The organism is Pseudomonas fluorescens Q2-87 (assembly GCF_000281895.1).
GTDB classification, from domain to species: domain Bacteria; phylum Pseudomonadota; class Gammaproteobacteria; order Pseudomonadales; family Pseudomonadaceae; genus Aquipseudomonas; species Aquipseudomonas fluorescens_S.
This window is the reverse complement of sequence record NZ_CM001558.1, coordinates 5529171-5546080: the sequence shown is the minus strand read 5'-3', so window position 1 is coordinate 5546080 and position 16910 is coordinate 5529171. Positions and strand designations below refer to the sequence as shown.

At 60.9% G+C, this 16910-nt stretch carries 15 protein-coding genes; 4 read left to right on the top strand and 11 right to left on the bottom strand.

From position 1 onward, the window contains the following. Positions 1-44: 44 nt before the first annotated feature. On the bottom strand, positions 45-1010 hold the full coding sequence (locus PFLQ2_RS03355; protein WP_003186143.1) for a 2-oxoglutarate and iron-dependent oxygenase domain-containing protein: 966 nt from the start codon (positions 1008-1010) through the stop codon (positions 45-47). A gap of 144 nt (positions 1011-1154) precedes the next feature. Further along, positions 1155-2237, bottom strand: a complete 1083-nt coding sequence (locus PFLQ2_RS03360; RefSeq protein ID WP_003186141.1) for a BMP family ABC transporter substrate-binding protein — start codon at positions 2235-2237, stop codon at positions 1155-1157. A gap of 315 nt (positions 2238-2552) precedes the next feature. Between PFLQ2_RS03360 and PFLQ2_RS03365 the strand changes: the two genes are divergently transcribed. Further along, the gene (locus PFLQ2_RS03365; protein ID WP_003186139.1) at positions 2553-3644 is read left to right on the top strand and encodes a calcium:proton antiporter; all 1092 of its coding nucleotides are present in this window, start codon (positions 2553-2555) and stop codon (positions 3642-3644) included. Between the two features lie 58 nt (positions 3645-3702). On the opposite strand, the gene PFLQ2_RS03370 is transcribed toward PFLQ2_RS03365, so the two are convergent. The 3 genes from PFLQ2_RS03370 to PFLQ2_RS03380 form a co-directional block, all read right to left on the bottom strand. Then, positions 3703-5061, bottom strand: coding sequence for an 8-oxoguanine deaminase (locus PFLQ2_RS03370; protein WP_003186137.1), 1359 nt, complete (start codon positions 5059-5061; stop codon positions 3703-3705). A 245-nt stretch (positions 5062-5306) separates the two neighbouring features. Continuing rightward, a complete protein-coding gene (locus tag PFLQ2_RS03375) occupies positions 5307-5993 on the bottom strand; it encodes an SDR family oxidoreductase (protein WP_003186135.1) in 687 nt (228 codons plus the stop codon). Between the two features lie 23 nt (positions 5994-6016). After that, positions 6017-6367 (bottom strand): MerR family transcriptional regulator, encoded by a 351-nt coding sequence (locus PFLQ2_RS03380; RefSeq protein ID WP_003186133.1) that lies wholly within the window; start codon positions 6365-6367, stop codon positions 6017-6019. Positions 6368-6447: 80 nt separating this feature from the next. Here PFLQ2_RS03380 and PFLQ2_RS03385 point away from each other — a divergent pair, with 80 nt between their 5' ends. Next, complete coding sequence (locus tag PFLQ2_RS03385; RefSeq protein ID WP_003186130.1) at positions 6448-6882, top strand: hypothetical protein; 435 nt, start codon at positions 6448-6450, stop codon at positions 6880-6882. A gap of 53 nt (positions 6883-6935) precedes the next feature. On the opposite strand, the gene PFLQ2_RS03390 is transcribed toward PFLQ2_RS03385, so the two are convergent. The 6 genes from PFLQ2_RS03390 to PFLQ2_RS03415 all read right to left on the bottom strand — a co-directional run bounded on the left by PFLQ2_RS03390 (position 6936) and on the right by PFLQ2_RS03415 (position 13341). Then, positions 6936-7862 (bottom strand): ABC transporter permease, encoded by a 927-nt coding sequence (locus tag PFLQ2_RS03390; RefSeq protein ID WP_003186128.1) that lies wholly within the window; start codon positions 7860-7862, stop codon positions 6936-6938. Further along, positions 7862-8968, bottom strand: coding sequence for an ABC transporter permease (locus PFLQ2_RS03395; protein WP_003186126.1), 1107 nt, complete (start codon positions 8966-8968; stop codon positions 7862-7864). The genes PFLQ2_RS03390 and PFLQ2_RS03395 overlap by 1 nt, the downstream gene beginning before the upstream one ends. Positions 8969-8980: 12 nt before the next feature. Further along, positions 8981-10534: an ABC transporter ATP-binding protein gene (locus tag PFLQ2_RS03400; protein WP_003186124.1), complete on the bottom strand. Its 1554-nt coding sequence runs from the start codon at positions 10532-10534 to the stop codon at positions 8981-8983. A gap of 534 nt (positions 10535-11068) precedes the next feature. Further along, the gene (locus tag PFLQ2_RS03405; protein ID WP_003186122.1) at positions 11069-11650 is read right to left on the bottom strand and encodes an IMPACT family protein; all 582 of its coding nucleotides are present in this window, start codon (positions 11648-11650) and stop codon (positions 11069-11071) included. Positions 11651-11657: 7 nt separating this feature from the next. Beyond that, positions 11658-12308, bottom strand: a complete 651-nt coding sequence (locus PFLQ2_RS03410) for a TetR/AcrR family transcriptional regulator (RefSeq protein WP_003186120.1) — start codon at positions 12306-12308, stop codon at positions 11658-11660. Positions 12309-12420: 112 nt separating this feature from the next. Further along, positions 12421-13341, bottom strand: coding sequence for a LysR family transcriptional regulator (locus PFLQ2_RS03415; RefSeq protein ID WP_003186118.1), 921 nt, complete (start codon positions 13339-13341; stop codon positions 12421-12423). A 121-nt stretch (positions 13342-13462) separates the two neighbouring features. On the opposite strand from PFLQ2_RS03415, the gene PFLQ2_RS03420 reads away from it, so the two are divergent. After that, positions 13463-14812, top strand: coding sequence for an aspartate aminotransferase family protein (locus tag PFLQ2_RS03420; protein ID WP_003186116.1), 1350 nt, complete (start codon positions 13463-13465; stop codon positions 14810-14812). A gap of 72 nt (positions 14813-14884) precedes the next feature. Next, complete coding sequence (locus tag PFLQ2_RS03425; RefSeq protein WP_003186113.1) at positions 14885-16378, top strand: CoA-acylating methylmalonate-semialdehyde dehydrogenase; 1494 nt, start codon at positions 14885-14887, stop codon at positions 16376-16378. Positions 16379-16910 lie beyond the last annotated feature (532 nt).

Below are 16910 nucleotides of genomic sequence, written 5' to 3'. Positions count from 1 at the left end.
CAGGGCTGACCGCGCTGTCGGGTAAAACCTGACCGGCTGATCCACTACAACGCTTGCGGCTCCCGCCGGTAAGCATAGGTGTCGGCGAAGCGCGACAGCAGGAATTCGGCGCAGGTGGTGGTCGGGTACTTCGGCGGGTGCAGGTCATCCTGGCAACCGGGCAGGCACTGGATCAGCGTGTCGGGGTGCGGTTCGGCAAAAAACGGCATCGAATAGCGGTCCATCCCCAGCGGGCTGATCACCCGATGTGGCGTGGACAGGTAACGGTCGTTGCTCCAGCGCGCCATCATATCGCCGAGGTTGACCACGAAAGTGCCGTCGATGGGCGGCGCATCGATCCATTGCCCGTCGACGTTGCGCACTTGCAAGCCACCAGCGGCGTCCTGATAGAGCAGGGTGATGCAGCCATAATCGGTGTGGGCACCCGCTCCCTGCTGCTCGGTACTGCTGGCGGTGTGGCGTGGCGGGTAATGAATCAGGCGCAGCACGCTGACCGGCTCGTTGAAGCGGGTGTCGAAAAAATCCCGTTCAATGCCGAGGGCCAGGGTCATGGCCCGCAGCAGCGTTTGTGCCAGGGCCTGCATGTCACGGTAATGCTGCTCCATCAAGGTTTCCCAGCCGCTCAGGTCCGGGTGTCGGTTGGGGCCGCGCAGCGGTTTTTCCGCGAGCACTTCGGGATGATCGGCCGGCAGACGCAGGCCCATGTCGAAGGTTTCCTTCAAGTCGCTGGGTTTGGCCGGGTCCAGTTGTTCAGTGGCGACAGCGCCGTAGCCACGGTGGTGGCGGGTCTGGGTGATGTCGATGTTGAGTTTCTCTTCGACGGGCAGGGCGAAGAAGCGTTGGGCATTGTCCAGTACCTGGGCGATGCGCGCCGGGCTGATGGGGTGGCCTTTGATGTAGAAAAAGCCCCATTGGCGGCAGGCATGGTCGATTTGCCCGGCGACGGCTTGCCAGGCGTCGGGCTCATCGCCGTAGAGCGGGCTGATGTCGATGATGGGCAGGCTGTTCATGCGGTTTCCTGAAGTGGAATGAAGATTCCATTGTGGGAGCGGGCTTGCTCGCGAAGACGGCGGGACATTCGCATTAATGTTGACTGACACTCCGCCTTCGCGAGCAAGCCCGCTCCCACAGGGTATTTACATTGGACTTGAAGGTTATTTTGGAATTTCGGCCTTCATCCCTTCGACGTAGTAGTTCATCGACGCCAGTTCCGCGTTGGTGGCGCTCGTGCCTGCGGGGATTTTCTCGACGCCGGCCTGGTCCTTGATCGGGCCAGTGAAGGGGTGGAAGGCGCCGCTCTCGATGTCGGCGATGATCTGCTCGGCTTCGCCCTTGACCGCGGCTGGGACCAGGTCGCTGATTGGCAGTTTCACCGTGCCTTCCTTCAGGCCGCCCCAGTAATCCTGGGATTTCCAGTTGTGATCGAGCACGCTCTGGGTGGCCTGGATGTAATGCGGGCCCCAGTCATTGACGATGGACGTCAACACGGCCTTGGGCCCGAAGTGAGCCATGTCCGAAGCGTAGCCCACCGCGTAAACGCCACGTCGTTCGGCAGCCTGGATCGGTGCCGGGCTGTCGGTGTGCTGGAACACCACGTCCACGCCCTGGTCGATCAGCGCGTTGGCGGCGTCGGCTTCCTTGCCCGGGTCGAACCAGGAATTGACCCACACCACTTTGATCTCGGTGCCGGGGTTGTACTTGTTCAAAGCCAGTTGGATGGCGTTGATGTCGCGGATGACTTCCGGGATCGGGAAGGAGGCGACGTAGCCGATTTTTTTGCTCTTGGTCATCTTGGCCGCGAGGAACCCGCCAACGTAGCGGCCCTCGTAGGTGCGAGCCAGGTATGTGCCGAGGTTCTTGTCCTGCTTGTAGCCGGTGGCGTGCTCGAACGTCACCTTGGGAAATTGCTTGGCAACCTTCAGCGTCGGGTTCATGTAGCCGAAGGAGGTGGTGAAAATCAGGTCGTAATTGTCCTTGGCCATGTTGCGGATCACCCGCTCGGCGTCGGCCCCTTCCGGCACGTTTTCGACGTAGTGGGTGGTGATTTGTTCGCCGAATTTCGCCGCCAGTTCCTTGCGCCCCTGTTCATGCTGATACGTCCAGCCATGGTCGCCAATCGGGCCGATGTAGACGAAGCCGACCTTCAGCGGGTCGGCAGCGCTGGCATTCAGGCCGATGCTCAGGCCGGCGGCTGCGATGACGGCGCAAAGCAACTGCTTCAACGGGCGTTTATGCATGAAATCGAACTCCATTTTGTTGTGAGGTTGGCTATACCGCACCAATGCAAAATGCTGACCAAAAGGACAACTAATCGACACAGTCCTGTTGTGGCGAGGGAGCTTGCTCCCGCTGGGGCGCGTAGCGGCCCCCGGTTTTTACGGTCGCTGCGCAACCGAGCGGGAGCAAGCTCCCTCGCCACAATAAGATCGGCCGGGCGATAAAGGTGCGCGCCGCCAGCCACTCGCCACCCACTGGTGCGCCACTGCGGACGAAACGTTCACCGCCCACTACAGTCTGTAGCTCATGACCCCATCCTCGTGACAGGCATCGCGATGCTCATTTTGATCAAGCAAGAAAAACTGCTGTTGCTGGCGCTCATCGCCGCGTTTGTGGCTTATCCGTTGGAACACTGGATATTAGGCAATGGGCAACTGGCGGCGTTGATCAGCGGCCTGGTGCTGATCGGCTTCATCGTCGCGGCCTCCATGCGCGTGGCCCATCACGCCGAGCTGTTGGCGGAAAAGGTCGGCGACCCTTACGGCACGATGATCCTGACCCTGTCAGCGGTGCTGGTAGAAGTGGTGATCCTGGCGATCATGATGAGCAACGAAGCGTCGTCGACCCTGGTGCGAGACACGATCTACTCGGCGGTAATGCTCGATATCAACGGCATCCTGGGGTTGGCGGCGTTGATGGGCGGGATCAAGCATGGCGAGCAGGTCTACAACGATGACTCGGCGCGCACCTACAGCGTGATGATCCTCACCGCCATGGGGGTATCGATGGTGGTGCCGGAGTTCATTCCCCAGGAAAGTTGGAAAACCTATTCGGCCTTTACCATCGGCGCGATGATCGTGCTGTACACGCTGTTCCTGCGCATGCAGGTCGGGCCCCACAGTTACTTCTTCAGCTACAGCTACCCGGAAAAACGCCGCAAGAAAGAGCCGGTGGAAAACGAGCCGAAGCCCATCAGCCTGGCGTTCTCCATTGGCGCGCTGGTGTTTGGGGTGGTGGTGATCGGTGCCTTGGCCGAGGTCATGTCCAAGGCCCTCGACGTCGGGCTGGAAGGCTCGGGCGCGCCGCCGGTGGTGACGGCGATCCTAGTAGCCGCGATCTCCGCCGCACCGGAAATCCTCACCGCCCTGCGCGCCGCGTTGGCGAACCGCATGCAGTCGGTGGTGAACATCGCGCTGGGGGCTTCGCTGTCCACCGTGATCCTGACCGTGCCGGTCATGGAAGCCATGGCGCTCTACACCGGCCAGCCCTTCCAGATGGCAATGACTCCGGTGCAAACGGTGATGATCTTCATCACGCTGATTGTCAGCGCCATCAACCTCAACGATGGCGAAACCAATGCCATCGAAGGCATGACTCATTTTGTGTTGTTTGCGACGTTCATCATGTTGTCGATGCTGGGTCTATAAGCCCAGCACAGCACCCATTGTGGGAGCGAGCAAGCTCGCTCACAGGGCCTCGGCTGGATCAGGCGCCGGCAATCAATTCCCGCGCCGCCTGGCTGTGATCGGCAATCAAACCCTTGAGGTCCAACCCTTCGACCTGTCCGTCGATCACTCGCCACTGCCCACCGATCATCACCCGGTCCGCCCGGTCCGCGCCGCACAGCAGCAACGCCGAGATCGGATCGTGGCTGCCGGAGAAGCGCAACTCATCGAGCTTGAACAGCGCCAGGTCGGCCTGCTTGCCCACGGCCAGTTCGCCAATGTCGTTACGCCCGAGCAGTTGCGCCGAGCCGCGGGTTGCCCAGCCCAGCACGCGCTCCGGCGTGATCGCCTGCGCGCCATAGCGCAGGCGCTGGATATACAGGGCCTGGCGGGTTTCGAGGATCATGTTCGAGGCATCGTTGGAGGCCGAACCGTCCACTCCCAGGCCCACTGGCGCGCCGGCGGAGGTCAGGTCAAGGGTCGGGCAAATGCCCGAGGCCAGGCGCATGTTGGAGCTGGGGCAGTGACAGATGCCGGTGCCGGCGGCGCCGAGGCGGGCGATTTCGTCCGGGTTGAAATGGATGCCGTGGGCCAGCCAGGTACGCGGGCCGAGCCAGCCGACGCTGTCCAGGTAATCCACGGTGCGCAGGCCGAAACGTTGCAGGCAGAAATCTTCTTCGTCGAGGGTTTCGGCCAGGTGCGTGTGCAGGCGTACGTCGAGTTGTTCCGCCAGCTCGGCGCTGGCCCTCATGATCTGGGGCGTGACCGAAAATGGCGAGCAGGGCGCCAGGGCAATCTGGATCTGCGCGCCGTCGCCGCGCTCGTGGTATTGGCTGATCAACCGCTGGCTGTCGTCGAGAATGACCTGGCCCTGCTGCACGGTCTGCTGCGGCGGCAAGCCGCCATCGGCTTCGCCCAGGCTCATGGAGCCACGGGTCAGCATCGCACGCATGCCCAGCTCACGGACCGTTTGCACCTGCACATCGATGGCGTTTTCCAGACCTTCGGGAAACAGATAGTGATGATCTGCGGCGGTGGTGCAGCCCGACAACAGCAACTCGGCCAGTGCGACTTTGCTCGCCAGGGCGAGTTTCTCCGGGGTCAGTCGTGCCCACACCGGGTAAAGCGTTTTCAGCCACGGGAACAGCGGCTGGTTGACCACCGGCGCCCAGGCCCGGGTCAGGGTTTGATAGAAATGGTGATGGGTGTTGATCAGTCCCGGCAGGATCACGTGTTCACGGGCATCGAAAACATGATCGCAAGGCAGGGTCGGATGTTGGCCGGGGCTCAGCAGTTCGACGATGGCACCGTCCTGCAGGACGAGACCGCCACGGGCATCGAGGTCGTTGGCGGTGAAAATGGCGAGGGGTTTTTTTAACCAGGTACGGGTCGCAGGCATGGTGGCCGGCTCCTCTGAAAATGGGTTCAGGTTAGCCAGCTCAGTGATGCCCTGTCTGCTGATCCAGGGTCGCCCTTGGGGGCGAGGGGTGGAGTTTACTCAGGTTGTGCGGCGCATATCCAGAGCCTGCCGAGATCCAGATGTGGGAGCGGGCTTGCTCGCGAATGCGGACTGTCATTCCACGTAGATGTCGACTGATAGTCCGCCTTCGCGAGCAAGCCCGCTCCCACAGGAGCTATGGCGTTTTACCAGGGAATCGTTTCGCCCTTGTAGTTGACGAAGTGGTGCCCGCCCTTGCTGGCGAAGGCGTTGACCTGATCGATCAAGCCACGGGTGCTGGTGTCGACATCGATGTCCGCGCCTTCGCCGCCCATGTCCGTCTTGACCCAGCCCGGGTGCAGCGACAGCACGGTCAAGGCTTGCTTGCCCAGTTGGCTGACAAAGCTGTTGGTCATGGAGTTGAGCGCCGCCTTGCTTGCCTTGTAGAGGGCGAGCTCCGGTGCGTCGGGCATGGTCACGCTGCCCAGTACCGAACTCATGAACGCCAATACGCCGCTGCCGTTGCGGATCTGTCCGACGAAGCGCTGGGCCAGGTTGATGGGGGCCACTGCGTTGGTGAAGAACAACTGGCCGACTTCAGCCAGTGTCGCGCCGCCCGGGCCTTGGTTGTCAGGGCCTTTGACGCCCGCGTTGACGAACAGCAGGTCGAAGGTTTCGCCCTTGAGCTGTTGGCTCAGGGCGATGACGGCTTGCTGGTCGTCCATGTCGAGCTTTTCGATTCGCACCGGGCCCAGTGCCTTCAACGCCTCTGCGTTCTGCGGGTTGCGCACGGTGGCGGTCACGTTCCAGCCATCGCTGAGCAGCGTTTTCACCAGACCAAGGCCCAAGCCCCGGGAGGCGCCGATGATCAATGCGTTTTTTGCCGAATTCATGAAGGCATCCTTGAATGGAAAGGTCACGGATTTAATGGACAACGTTGCCCCAGCCGTTGTTTCAGCTCGTGGCGCAACGCGTCGAGTTCGGTCATGCGGGTTTCGATCAGGTTCAGTTTGTCTTGCAGCAGTTGCGTCACGGCGCAGTCCGGATCAGGGGCTTGCCACAGGGCGGCGACGCTGGCGCTGATCTCACCAAGCGTAAAGCCCAGGCGCTGGGCCGTCTTGATATAGAGCACAAGTTGCACCATGTCGGCGGGGTAATCGCGGTAACCATTGGCGCTGCGTCCCGCCGCGATCAGGCCGCGTTGCTCGTAGAAGCGCAGCGTGTCTCGACTGACGGCGCAGGCCTGGGCTAATTCGCCGATGCGCATGGTTCTCTCCGTAGGGCTTGACCTTGGAGCATACCCCAGGCTTTAGGCTTTTTGCTCCCCGATTATCTGGAGCAATACTGATGTGGACTTCTACCCAATACCGCCGGCTGGTGCGCGGCAGCGCCTGGTACGACCTGCTCGTGACGGCGGCATTTGCCACGCCGTGGAGCTTTGCGGTGGTGCATGGCTTGCTGGTGAGCTTCACCCAACGCTTCGGCCTGCCCGGTGAGTTGCCGGAATTTGCCTCCATGCACCTGTTGATGGCGAATCTGCTGGGCTCGATTGTCTGTGTCTGGGCGGTCCTGAGGATTCGCGATCCGCAGCCGGTGTATGGGCGTTATGACGCGGCTGGGCGGTTTTTGTTTGCGGCCTGGCTGCTTTACGCCCTGCTTCACGGAGCAAGTGCGCTGTTGTGGGGGTTCCTGTTTTTCGAGTTGGTGTGGGGCGTCCTGCAGGCACTGCCTGTCCGTGGTGAGGGCGCTTGCTCCCGCTGGGGTGCGCAGCGCCCCGCATAGCAGGCGACTGCTACGCAGTCGAGCGGGAGCCAGCACCCTCGGCACAGGCTTTGTCAGTGCCCCGCTCGCCAAGGCTGGCCCAGCGACACCGGTGCATACAGTCGGGTGCGCAGCGCATCCCGGGACAGCAGCACCAGCACCACGATGGTCGCTACATAGGGCAGCATCGCCAGCAAGCTCGATGGAATCGCCAGCCCCAACCCCTGGGCCACCAGATGCAGGATGCTGGCGAGGCCGAACAGGTAGGCGCCCAGCAACAACCGCCACACCCGCCAGCTGGCAAACACCACCAGCGCCAGGGCGATCCAGCCGCGCCCGGCGCTCATGTTCTCGGCCCACATCGGCGTGTAGGCCAGCGACAGGTAGGCGCCGGCCAACCCGGCCATGGCGCCGCCGAACAGCACGGCCAGGGTCCGCACGCGCAACACCGGCAGGCCCATGGCACTGGCGGCGTCGGGATTTTCGCCAACGGCCTGGATGATCAAGCCGACGCGGCTTTTCACGATCACCCACGCCACCAGGGCAAACAGGGCGAAGGACAGGTAAACCAGCAGATCCTGGGCAAACAGCATCCGCCCGATCAGCGGAATGTCGCTCAGATAAGGAATCGTCAGTGGTTCGAATCCCACCAGTGGTTTGCCGACCCAGGCCGCGCCGACAAAGCTCGACAGGCCCACGCCGAAAATCGTCAGCGCCAGTCCGGTGGCCACCTGATTGGCGTTGAACACCAGTGCCACCCACGCAAACAGCGCCGATAACAGCATGCCGGCGGCCATCGCCAGCAGCACGCCGAGCCACAAGTTGCCGCTATTGAACGCGACGATAAAACCGATCACCGCGCCGAACAGCATCATGCCTTCCTGGCCGAGGTTCAGGACGCCGCTTTTTTCGCAGACCAGCTCACCCAGGGCCACCAGTAGCAACGGGGTCCCGCAGCGGACGGTGGCGTAGAGAATATTGCTCAACAGGTCGATATCCATCACAGCGCTCCTGCCTGTACGGTGGTGGTCTGGGGGCGTCGGGTCCAGCGCAGGTCCAGGCGCGGCCGGTACAGGATCAATACGTCACAGGCCAGCAGGAAAAACAGCATCATCCCTTGGAACAATTGGGTGACCGCCTGGGGCAGGTTCAGGGACATTTGTGCGCTCTCGCCGCCGATGTACAGCAACGCCATCAACAGGCTGGAAAACAGAATGCCGATGGGATTGAGACGGCCCAGGAACGCCACGGTAATCGCCGCATAGCCATAGCCCGGCGACACCTGTGGGACCAGTTGGCCGATCGGCCCCGTCACTTCGCAGACCCCGGCCAACCCGGCCAACGCCCCGCTGATCAACAATGCCAGCCACACCAGCGGCTTCTGGCGAAACCCGGCGAAACCGGCAGCACGGGCGTCGAGCCCCAGCACCTTGATTTGAAACCCGACAAAACTTTTCTGCAGCAAGACCCACACCGCCACCAGCGCCAGCAGGGCGAAATACAACCCGGCATGGACCCGCCCATCCTCCAGCAGTAACGGTAGGCGACTGGCCTCGCCGAACATCGCCGATTCGGGAAAATTGAAACCCGCAGGGTCCTTCAACGGCCCGTGCACGCAGAACAACAGCAGGTTCAGCGCGATGTAATTGAGCATGATGCTGGTAAGGATTTCGTTGGCGTTGAAGCGTGTGCGCAGCCATGCCGTGAGCCCGGCCCAGGCCGCACCGGCCAGGGTTCCGGTCAGCAGGATCAGCACCAGTGCCCAGCGGCTTTGCATGCCGATGATATTCACCGCCAAGGCACTGCCGGCCAGGGCGCCCAAGAGCAGTTGGCCTTCGGCGCCGATGTTCCAGATTCGCGCCTGATAGGCCACTGCCAGGCCTAGGGCGCAGAGCAGGATTGGCAAGGTCTTGACCAGCCATTCGGACACCCCGTACAGGTCGCTGATCGGCGCAATCAACAAGGTGAACAAGGTTTCCAACGGATCATGGCCCAAGGCGATGAACAGCAGCGAACCGCTGCCCAGGGTCAATACGGCGGCAAGCAGCGGCGAACACCAAAGCATCAGGCGCGATTGCTGGCCGCGGGGTTCGAGAGAAAGCAGCATTGAAGAACTCCGTTAAACCGGTGCGGGAACAGGGGATTGGAGCGTGTCGAACTGGCCAGCCATCCAGCCGCCGACATCGCTGAGTTGGGTCTGGACCGTAGGTCTCAAGGCCGACAAACGTCCGCCGCACAAGGCTGCGAGGCGGTCGCTGATCTGGAACAGTTCGTCGAGGTCTTCGGAGATCACCAGGATCGCCGCGCCGGCATCGCGCAGGGCGATCAGGGCGCGATGGATAGTCGCTGCCGCGCCAACGTCCACGCCCCAGGTCGGATGGGCAGCGACCAGCAGCTTCGGTTGCTGAAGGATCTCCCTGCCGAGGATGAATTTTTGCAGGTTGCCGCCCGAAAGGCTGCGTGCCGGGGTCTTGGTGTTGGGTGTCTTTACGCCAAAGCGGTGGATGATCTCCTCGGCGAGGCGTTCGACTTTGCTTCGGCGAATCAGCCCATGGCTGACCAGGCCCTGCTGGAAAGCGCTGAGCAATGCGTTATCCGCCAGGCTCAGTTGCGGCACGGCGCCATGGCCCAAACGTTCAGCGGGGACAAACGCCAGGCCGAGCCGGCGACGGGCGTCGGGACGCAGATGAGCCACCGGTTGCCCGCTGAAACGGATGCGCTCGCTGTCGGCGTGGGGCAACGGCGTTTCCCCGCTGAGCAGTGCCAGCCATTCGTCCTGGCCATTGCCCGCCACGCCGGCGATGCCGACGATTTCGCCGCTGCACACTTCAAGGTCAATGTTGTGCAGCGAGCAACCGAACGGGTCAGGGTTGTGCCACGACAACCCGCGGATCTGCAGAAACGCTTTGTCTGCATTGACCTTCGGATAATCCGTGATGAGCCCAGCCGCCTCGCCGACCATCAGTTGCGCCAGTTCTCGGTCCGTACACTGCGCCGGCGTGCAATGCCCCGACACCCGTCCGCCGCGCAGTACCGTGGCGCTGTGGCACAAAGCCCGGACTTCGCCCAGCTTGTGGCTGATGAACAAAATGCTGCAGCCTTCGCTTGCCAGGCGACGCAGGGTTACGAACAGCTCCTCGGCCTCCTTTGGCGTGAGCACTGACGTCGGTTCATCGAGGATCAGTAGCCGGATGTCCTGCATCAGGCAGCGAATGATTTCCACCCGTTGCCGCTCGCCAATCGACAGGTCGTGAACCAGCCGCTGCGGCTCCAGCGCCATGCCGTAGCGCTGCGAGACTTCGCGGATCCTGGGCTCCAGTTGCGCTGGAGTGCCGGCCTGCGCGCCCATCGCCAAGGCGATGTTCTGCGCAACGGTGAGGGTTTCGAACAGCGAAAAATGCTGGAAGACCATGCCGATTCCCAGACTGCGGGCTTGGGCCGGGTTACGCAGGCTGACTCGCCGGCCTTGCCAGATCACCTCGCCCGAATCGGCTGGAGTGACGCCGTAGATAATCTTCATCAACGTGCTTTTGCCCGCACCGTTTTCCCCGAGCAGCGCATGGATCTCGCCGGGCTCGATACTCAAGTCAATGGCATCGTTGGCCAGGCAGCCGGGGTAGCGTTTGCTGATACTGCGCAATTGCAGGCGCGGGACAGAATCGGGGTTGGGCATGACAGGCTCGGGTCGATGGAGATGAATACCTGTGGACAAAGCAATTTCCTGGCCATCAGGTCAGGATTTTTAGCTGACCCCGGAATTTGCGCCCTTGCTGAGGCGTCGGGGCGCCTGTCATCAATGTCGCTTGGCACTGTATTGGGGCGCGTGGGACTGGCCATGCACTGGCTTTGTCCGCTAGGGGATGGTTAAAAAATGAACAAGCGGCTACGGGCCATGTCCTTCTTGGGGCGGCGGGAGCCATGAACGGGTTATCCACAGGTTGCTCCACAGTTATTGTGCGCAAGCCGCAAACTCCGGCATAAGCACTGCGAAGCTTTCTTCTAAAGGTGATAAACCGCCGCAAGCGTCTGTTTTCTGGATGGATTTGTGGGTGCGGCAGGCGTTTGGATGAAAAATGAACAACCCCCTCAAACCCGCATGACAGAAGGGTTACAAGGGGATGTGCTCAGGTTATCCACAGCCGGGTGCACAGTGGATGTGGGCAAGTTGACGGTGGCGGGGCGCCCTGAAAAGTCGCAGGCCTGGATCTCAACGCGCCAACAAGATTCTTCCGCGGCTCAGGTCGGCCAGTTGCGTTTGCAGTGTTTCGATTTGCGCTTCGCCTACCGCCAACTGTAAGTCCACGCCATTGGCCGTAAAGCATTCCTCGATTACCAGCCCGCCGGATTCGAGGACGCGCAATTTCACCAAGGCCAGCTCTGCGAAGCCACAGGTACAGCGCAGTGCGACGCGGCTGATCAGCTCGATTTTTTCGGCGTTTTGCAGGCATTTGTTGGCACCGCCTCCATAAGCCCGGGCCAGCCCGCCCGTGCCCAATTGAATTCCGCCATACCAGCGAATCACCAGCACTGCGACCTGATCGCAAGCCTGGGCTTCAATGGCGGCCAGGATCGGTCGCCCGGCGGTACCACCGGGCTCGCCATCGTCGTTGCTGCGGTATTGATCGCCGAGTTTCCAGGCCCAGCAGTTATGCGAGGCGTTCAGGTCGCTCTGCTGTTCAATGAAGGCCTGGGCTTCGGCGGGGCTGGTGATGGGCGCGGCGACGGTAATGAAGCGGCTTTTGCGAATCTCTTCACGGTATTCGCAAAAGCCGGCAAGGGTAAAAGGCATGGCGAACTCAGAGGGCTGGTGTCAGGCCGCAGCCCTTGAGAATGATGCGGATCAGGTTGTCGCCCGCATCGACCATGTCTTGCTTGGTCAACTTGCTGCGTCCGGTCACTCGACAGATCTGAGTGGCGAAGTCGGCGTAATGCTGAGTGCTGCCCCACAACAGGAAAATCAGGTGCACCGGGTCGATCGGGTCCATCTTGCCGGCATCGATCCAGGCCTGGAAAACGGCGGCCCGACCACTGAACCAGGCACGATAATCCTGGTTGAAATATTCGGTCAGGCATTCGCCGCCGCTGATGACTTCCATCGCAAAGAGCCGCGAGGCCTGGGGCTGGCGCCGAGAAAATTCCATCTTCGCGCGGATGTAGCGGGTCAAGGCTTCGGCCGGATCATCCTCGGCGGTGAGGGTATTGAAGGTGCTGTCCCACAACTCGATGATGTTGCTCAGCACCGCGACATACAACCCGAGCTTGTTGGTGAAGTAATAATGCAGATTCGCCTTGGGCAACCCAGCCTTCAGCGCGATGGCATTCATGCTGGTGCCTTTGAACCCGTGACGAGCGAATTCATCCTCGGCGGCCTTGAGGATGGTCTCTTCGTTCTTTTGACGAATGCGACTGGTGGGCTTGCCACTGTGGGCAGGGACTTCAAAGGTCATGGGCGTTTCCGGGTCTGTGGGACAAGCAACTGCGTTGATAGCGCACCGGCATCGATCCGACAAGTGCCATCACACTAAAAAGCTGACTGAACATCTGCTGGAACAAACAGGCTCAGCGAGTCGCCGCCAGGCTCTCGAGAAAACTTTCCAGCACCAAGTGGGGCCTGCGCCCTTTGCGCGTAACCGAGGCCAGGCTCAAATCGTAGAAACGTGCCGCTGGTTTCAGCGCCCGCAACCGGCCTTGTTGAACCCAAAGGCTGGCGTAATGGTCCGGCAAGTAACCGATGTAGCGCCCCGTGAGAATCAGGAACGCCATGCCCTCGCGATCCGACGCGCTGGCGGTGCAATTGAGGGCTTGATAATGGGCCTGGATTTCGGCCGGCAGGCGGAAGGTTGGCGCGATAGCGTCCTGGCTATTGAGGCGCGCGTCATCGAGCTGCTGGTCATCCACGTAAAACAACGGATGCCCGACCGCGCAGTAAAGCAGTGACCGTTCGCTGTAGAGCGGCTGATATTCCAGCCCGGAAAGCGCACTGGCCTGGGGGACCACGCCGACATGCAGGCGACCGTCGAGGACGCCTTGCTCGACTTCGTTGGGGGCGATCATGCGGATCTGGATCTGCACGTCTGGCCCGCGCTCCTTCAATTGCGCCAACGCGTGGGTGATACGCATATGGGGCAGGGTGACCAGATTGTCGGTCAGGCCGATGATCAGTTCACCTCGCAGATGCTGGTGCAGGCCATTGACCTCAGTGCGAAAGCTTTCCAGTGCACTTAATAGCTGCAAGGCCGATTGATACACCTCGCGGCCTTCTTCGGTCAGGGAAAATCCCGCACGTCCACGCTGGCATAAACGCAGGCCGAGGCGTTGTTCCAGATCGCTCATCTGCTGGCTGATGGCCGAACGACCGATGGCGAGCACGGTTTCGGCGGCGGAGAAACCACCGCACTCGACCACGCTGCGGAAAATGCGCAGCAAGCGGATATCAAAGTCGCTGACCTGGGCCAGTGGATCGGGACGGCGAGCGCTCATGGTTTAGTGATCCGCTAACTGAAGGTTAGAAAAGTTGGGTTTCACCGACTTTATAGCCGTGGCAATTTAGCTGCAAGAACGCTTTCGATTCCTGTCGCCCCTATTCTGCGAGGTTTTGTCGATGAACATGCCCGAACACGCCGTCGGTTCCCTGGCTAGCCAGCTCAAGCTTGACGCCCACTGGATGCCTTACACGGCCAACCGCAATTTTCAGCGTGACCCGCGCCTGATCGTCGCCGCCGAAGGCAGTTGGCTGGTGGATGACAAGGGCCGCAAGGTGTATGACTCGCTGTCGGGCCTTTGGACATGCGGCGCCGGACACACCCGCAAGGAAATCCAGGAAGCGGTGGCCAAACAACTGGGCACGCTCGACTACTCGCCCGGCTTTCAGTACGGCCACCCCTTGTCGTTCCAACTGGCGGAAAAAATCACTAGCCTGACACCGGGCAATCTCAACCATGTGTTCTTTACCGACTCAGGTTCCGAGTGCGCCGATACGGCAGTGAAGATGGTTCGCGCCTATTGGCGCCTCAAGGGCCAGGCGACCAAGACCAAAATGATCGGTCGTGCCCGGGGCTATCACGGCGTGAACATCGCCGGTACCAGCCTGGGCGGTGTCAGCGGCAACCGCAAATTGTTCGGCCAGGCCATGATGGATGTCGATCATTTGCCCCACACCTTGTTGGCCAGCAACGCCTATTCCCGTGGCATGCCGAAGGAAGGTGGCATTGCCCTGGCCGATGAGTTATTGAAACTGATCGAACTGCACGACGCCTCCAACATCGCTGCGGTATTCGTCGAGCCGATGGCCGGATCGGCCGGCGTATTGGTGCCGCCGGAGGGTTACCTCAAGCGCCTGCGGGAGATCTGCGACCAGCACAGCATTCTCTTGGTGTTTGACGAAGTGATCACCGGCTTCGGCCGCACCGGTTCGATGTTCGGCGCGGACAGCTTTGGCGTGACCCCGGACCTGATGTGCATCGCCAAGCAAGTCACCAACGGCGCGATCCCCATGGGCGCGGTGATTGCCAGCTCCGAGATCTACCAGACGTTCATGAACCAGCCGACACCCGAATACGCGGTGGAATTTCCCCATGGCTACACGTACTCGGCGCATCCAGTGGCGTGCGCGGCGGGCCTGGCGGCGCTGGACTTGCTGCAGAAGGAAAACCTGGTGCAGAGCGTGGCCGAGGTTGCCCCGCATTTCGAGAATGCACTGCACGGCTTGAAGGGCGCGAAGAATGTCATCGACATTCGCAACTATGGCTTGGCCGGCGCGATCCAGATCGCCGGGCGCGATGGCGATGCAATCGTGCGTCCCTTCGAGGCCGGCATGGCGTTATGGAAAGCCGGATTCTATGTGCGGTTTGGCGGCGACACCCTGCAGTTCGGGCCAACGTTCAACAGCAAGCCGCAGGACCTGGATCGGCTGTTCGACGCGGTCGGTGAAGTGCTGAACAAGCTCGACTGACGCATCCTTCTATATAGCTTTCGATAATGGGCGTCCGGTCACGGGCGCCTGTGGATAAATTCTGGAGTCCCCATGAGCCTCATTCCGCATTTGATCAACGGCGAACTGCTGAGCGACAGCGCTCGCACGGCCGACGTGTTCAACCCGTCTACCGGCCAGGCCATCCACAAGGTGCCTTTGGCGGATCGCGCAACTATCCAGCAAGCCATCGACGCGGCCAAGGCGGCGTTCCCCGCCTGGCGCAACACGCCGCCAGCCAAGCGTGCCCAAGTCATGTTTCGTTTCAAGCAATTGCTGGAACAGAACGAGTCGCGTATCGCCCAGTTGATCAGCGAAGAACACGGCAAGACATTGGAAGACGCCGCTGGTGAGCTCAAGCGCGGCATTGAAAACGTCGAATTTGCCTGCGCTGCGCCGGAGATCCTGAAGGGCGAATACAGCCGTAACGTAGGACCGAACATCGACGCCTGGTCAGACTTCCAGCCGCTGGGTGTGGTCGCGGGCATCACGCCGTTCAACTTCCCGGCGATGGTGCCGTTGTGGATGTATCCGCTGGCGATCGTCTGTGGCAACTGTTTTATCCTCAAGCCGTCCGAGCGAGACCCGAGTTCGACATTGCTGATTGCCCAACTATTAATGGAAGCCGGCATGCCCAAGGGCGTGTTGAGCGTGGTGCATGGCGACAAGGCGGCCGTGGATGCGCTGATCGAAGCGCCAGAAGTGAAGGCGCTGAGTTTTGTCGGTTCGACGCCGATTGCCGAATACATCTATGCCGAGGGCACCCGACGCGGCAAGCGCGTCCAGGCGCTGGGTGGCGCAAAGAACCATGCAGTGCTGATGCCGGATGCGGACCTGGACAACGCCGTCAGCGCCTTGATGGGCGCGGCGTACGGTTCGTGCGGCGAGCGTTGCATGGCGATTTCGGTGGCGGTATGTGTCGGCGATCAGGTGGCGGATGCGCTGGTGTCCAAGCTGGTTCCACAGATTCAGGCACTGAAGATTGGCGCGGGGACTTCTTGCGGGCTGGACATGGGGCCGCTCGTGACGGGGCAGCATCGCGACAAAGTCAGTGGCTATATAGAAGACGGTGTGTCGGCGGGTGCTTCGCTGATCGTCGATGGTCGCGGTTTGAGCGTGGCCGGGCATGAAGAGGGCTTCTTCCTTGGTGGCTGCCTGTTTGATCGCGTGACGCCTGAGATGCGCATCTATAAAGAAGAGATCTTCGGGCCGGTCCTGTGCATCGTTCGGGTCAACAGCCTGGAAGAGGCGATGCAACTGATCAACGATCATGAATATGGCAATGGCACCTGTATCTTCACCCGTGATGGTGAAGCGGCGCGGTTGTTCTGCGATGAGATTGAAGTCGGCATGGTCGGCGTCAACGTTCCTTTGCCTGTTCCTGTTGCGTACCACAGCTTTGGCGGCTGGAAGCGTTCGCTGTTCGGCGACCTGCATGCCTACGGCCCGGATGGGGTGCGTTTCTATACTCGCCGCAAGGCTATTACCCAGCGTTGGCCGCAGCGGGCCAGCCATGAAGCTTCTCAGTTCGCTTTCCCTAGCTTGTAACTTATTAGGGAAGAGGCCGGCGCCGTTAGGCGCCGGCCTCTTTGTTTGTGGGGCGTTTTGATCCATATGACAGAATTATGAAATTAAAGGTTGACGGCAAAATCCAGACGTCTATAATTCGCCCCACTTCCGGCGCAGTCGAAACGGAAAACTCCTTGAGATTCAACGAGTTAAGTAGGTTTCGAAGGTGCAGGGCTTCAGTTCATCGAGGTCCGGAAGGAGTTGATGGGGCGGTGTTGTAAGGCTCTGTTGACGATTCGATCTTCTCGGTCGAAAGCGGTGAAAAAGAGGTGTTGACAGCAGCGAGTAACGCTGTAGAATTCGCCTCCCGCTAACGAGAGATCGGAAGCGCAAGTGGTTGAAGTTGTTGATGTTTCCCAAGCGAAACTTTAAAAACTTCTGAAAATAACCGCTTGACAGCAACACCAGGCGCTGTAGAATGCGCGCCTCGGTTGAGACGAAAGAATCAACCCGCCGCTCTTTAACAACTGAATCAAGCAATTCGTGTGGGTGCTTGTGGGGTCAGACTGCT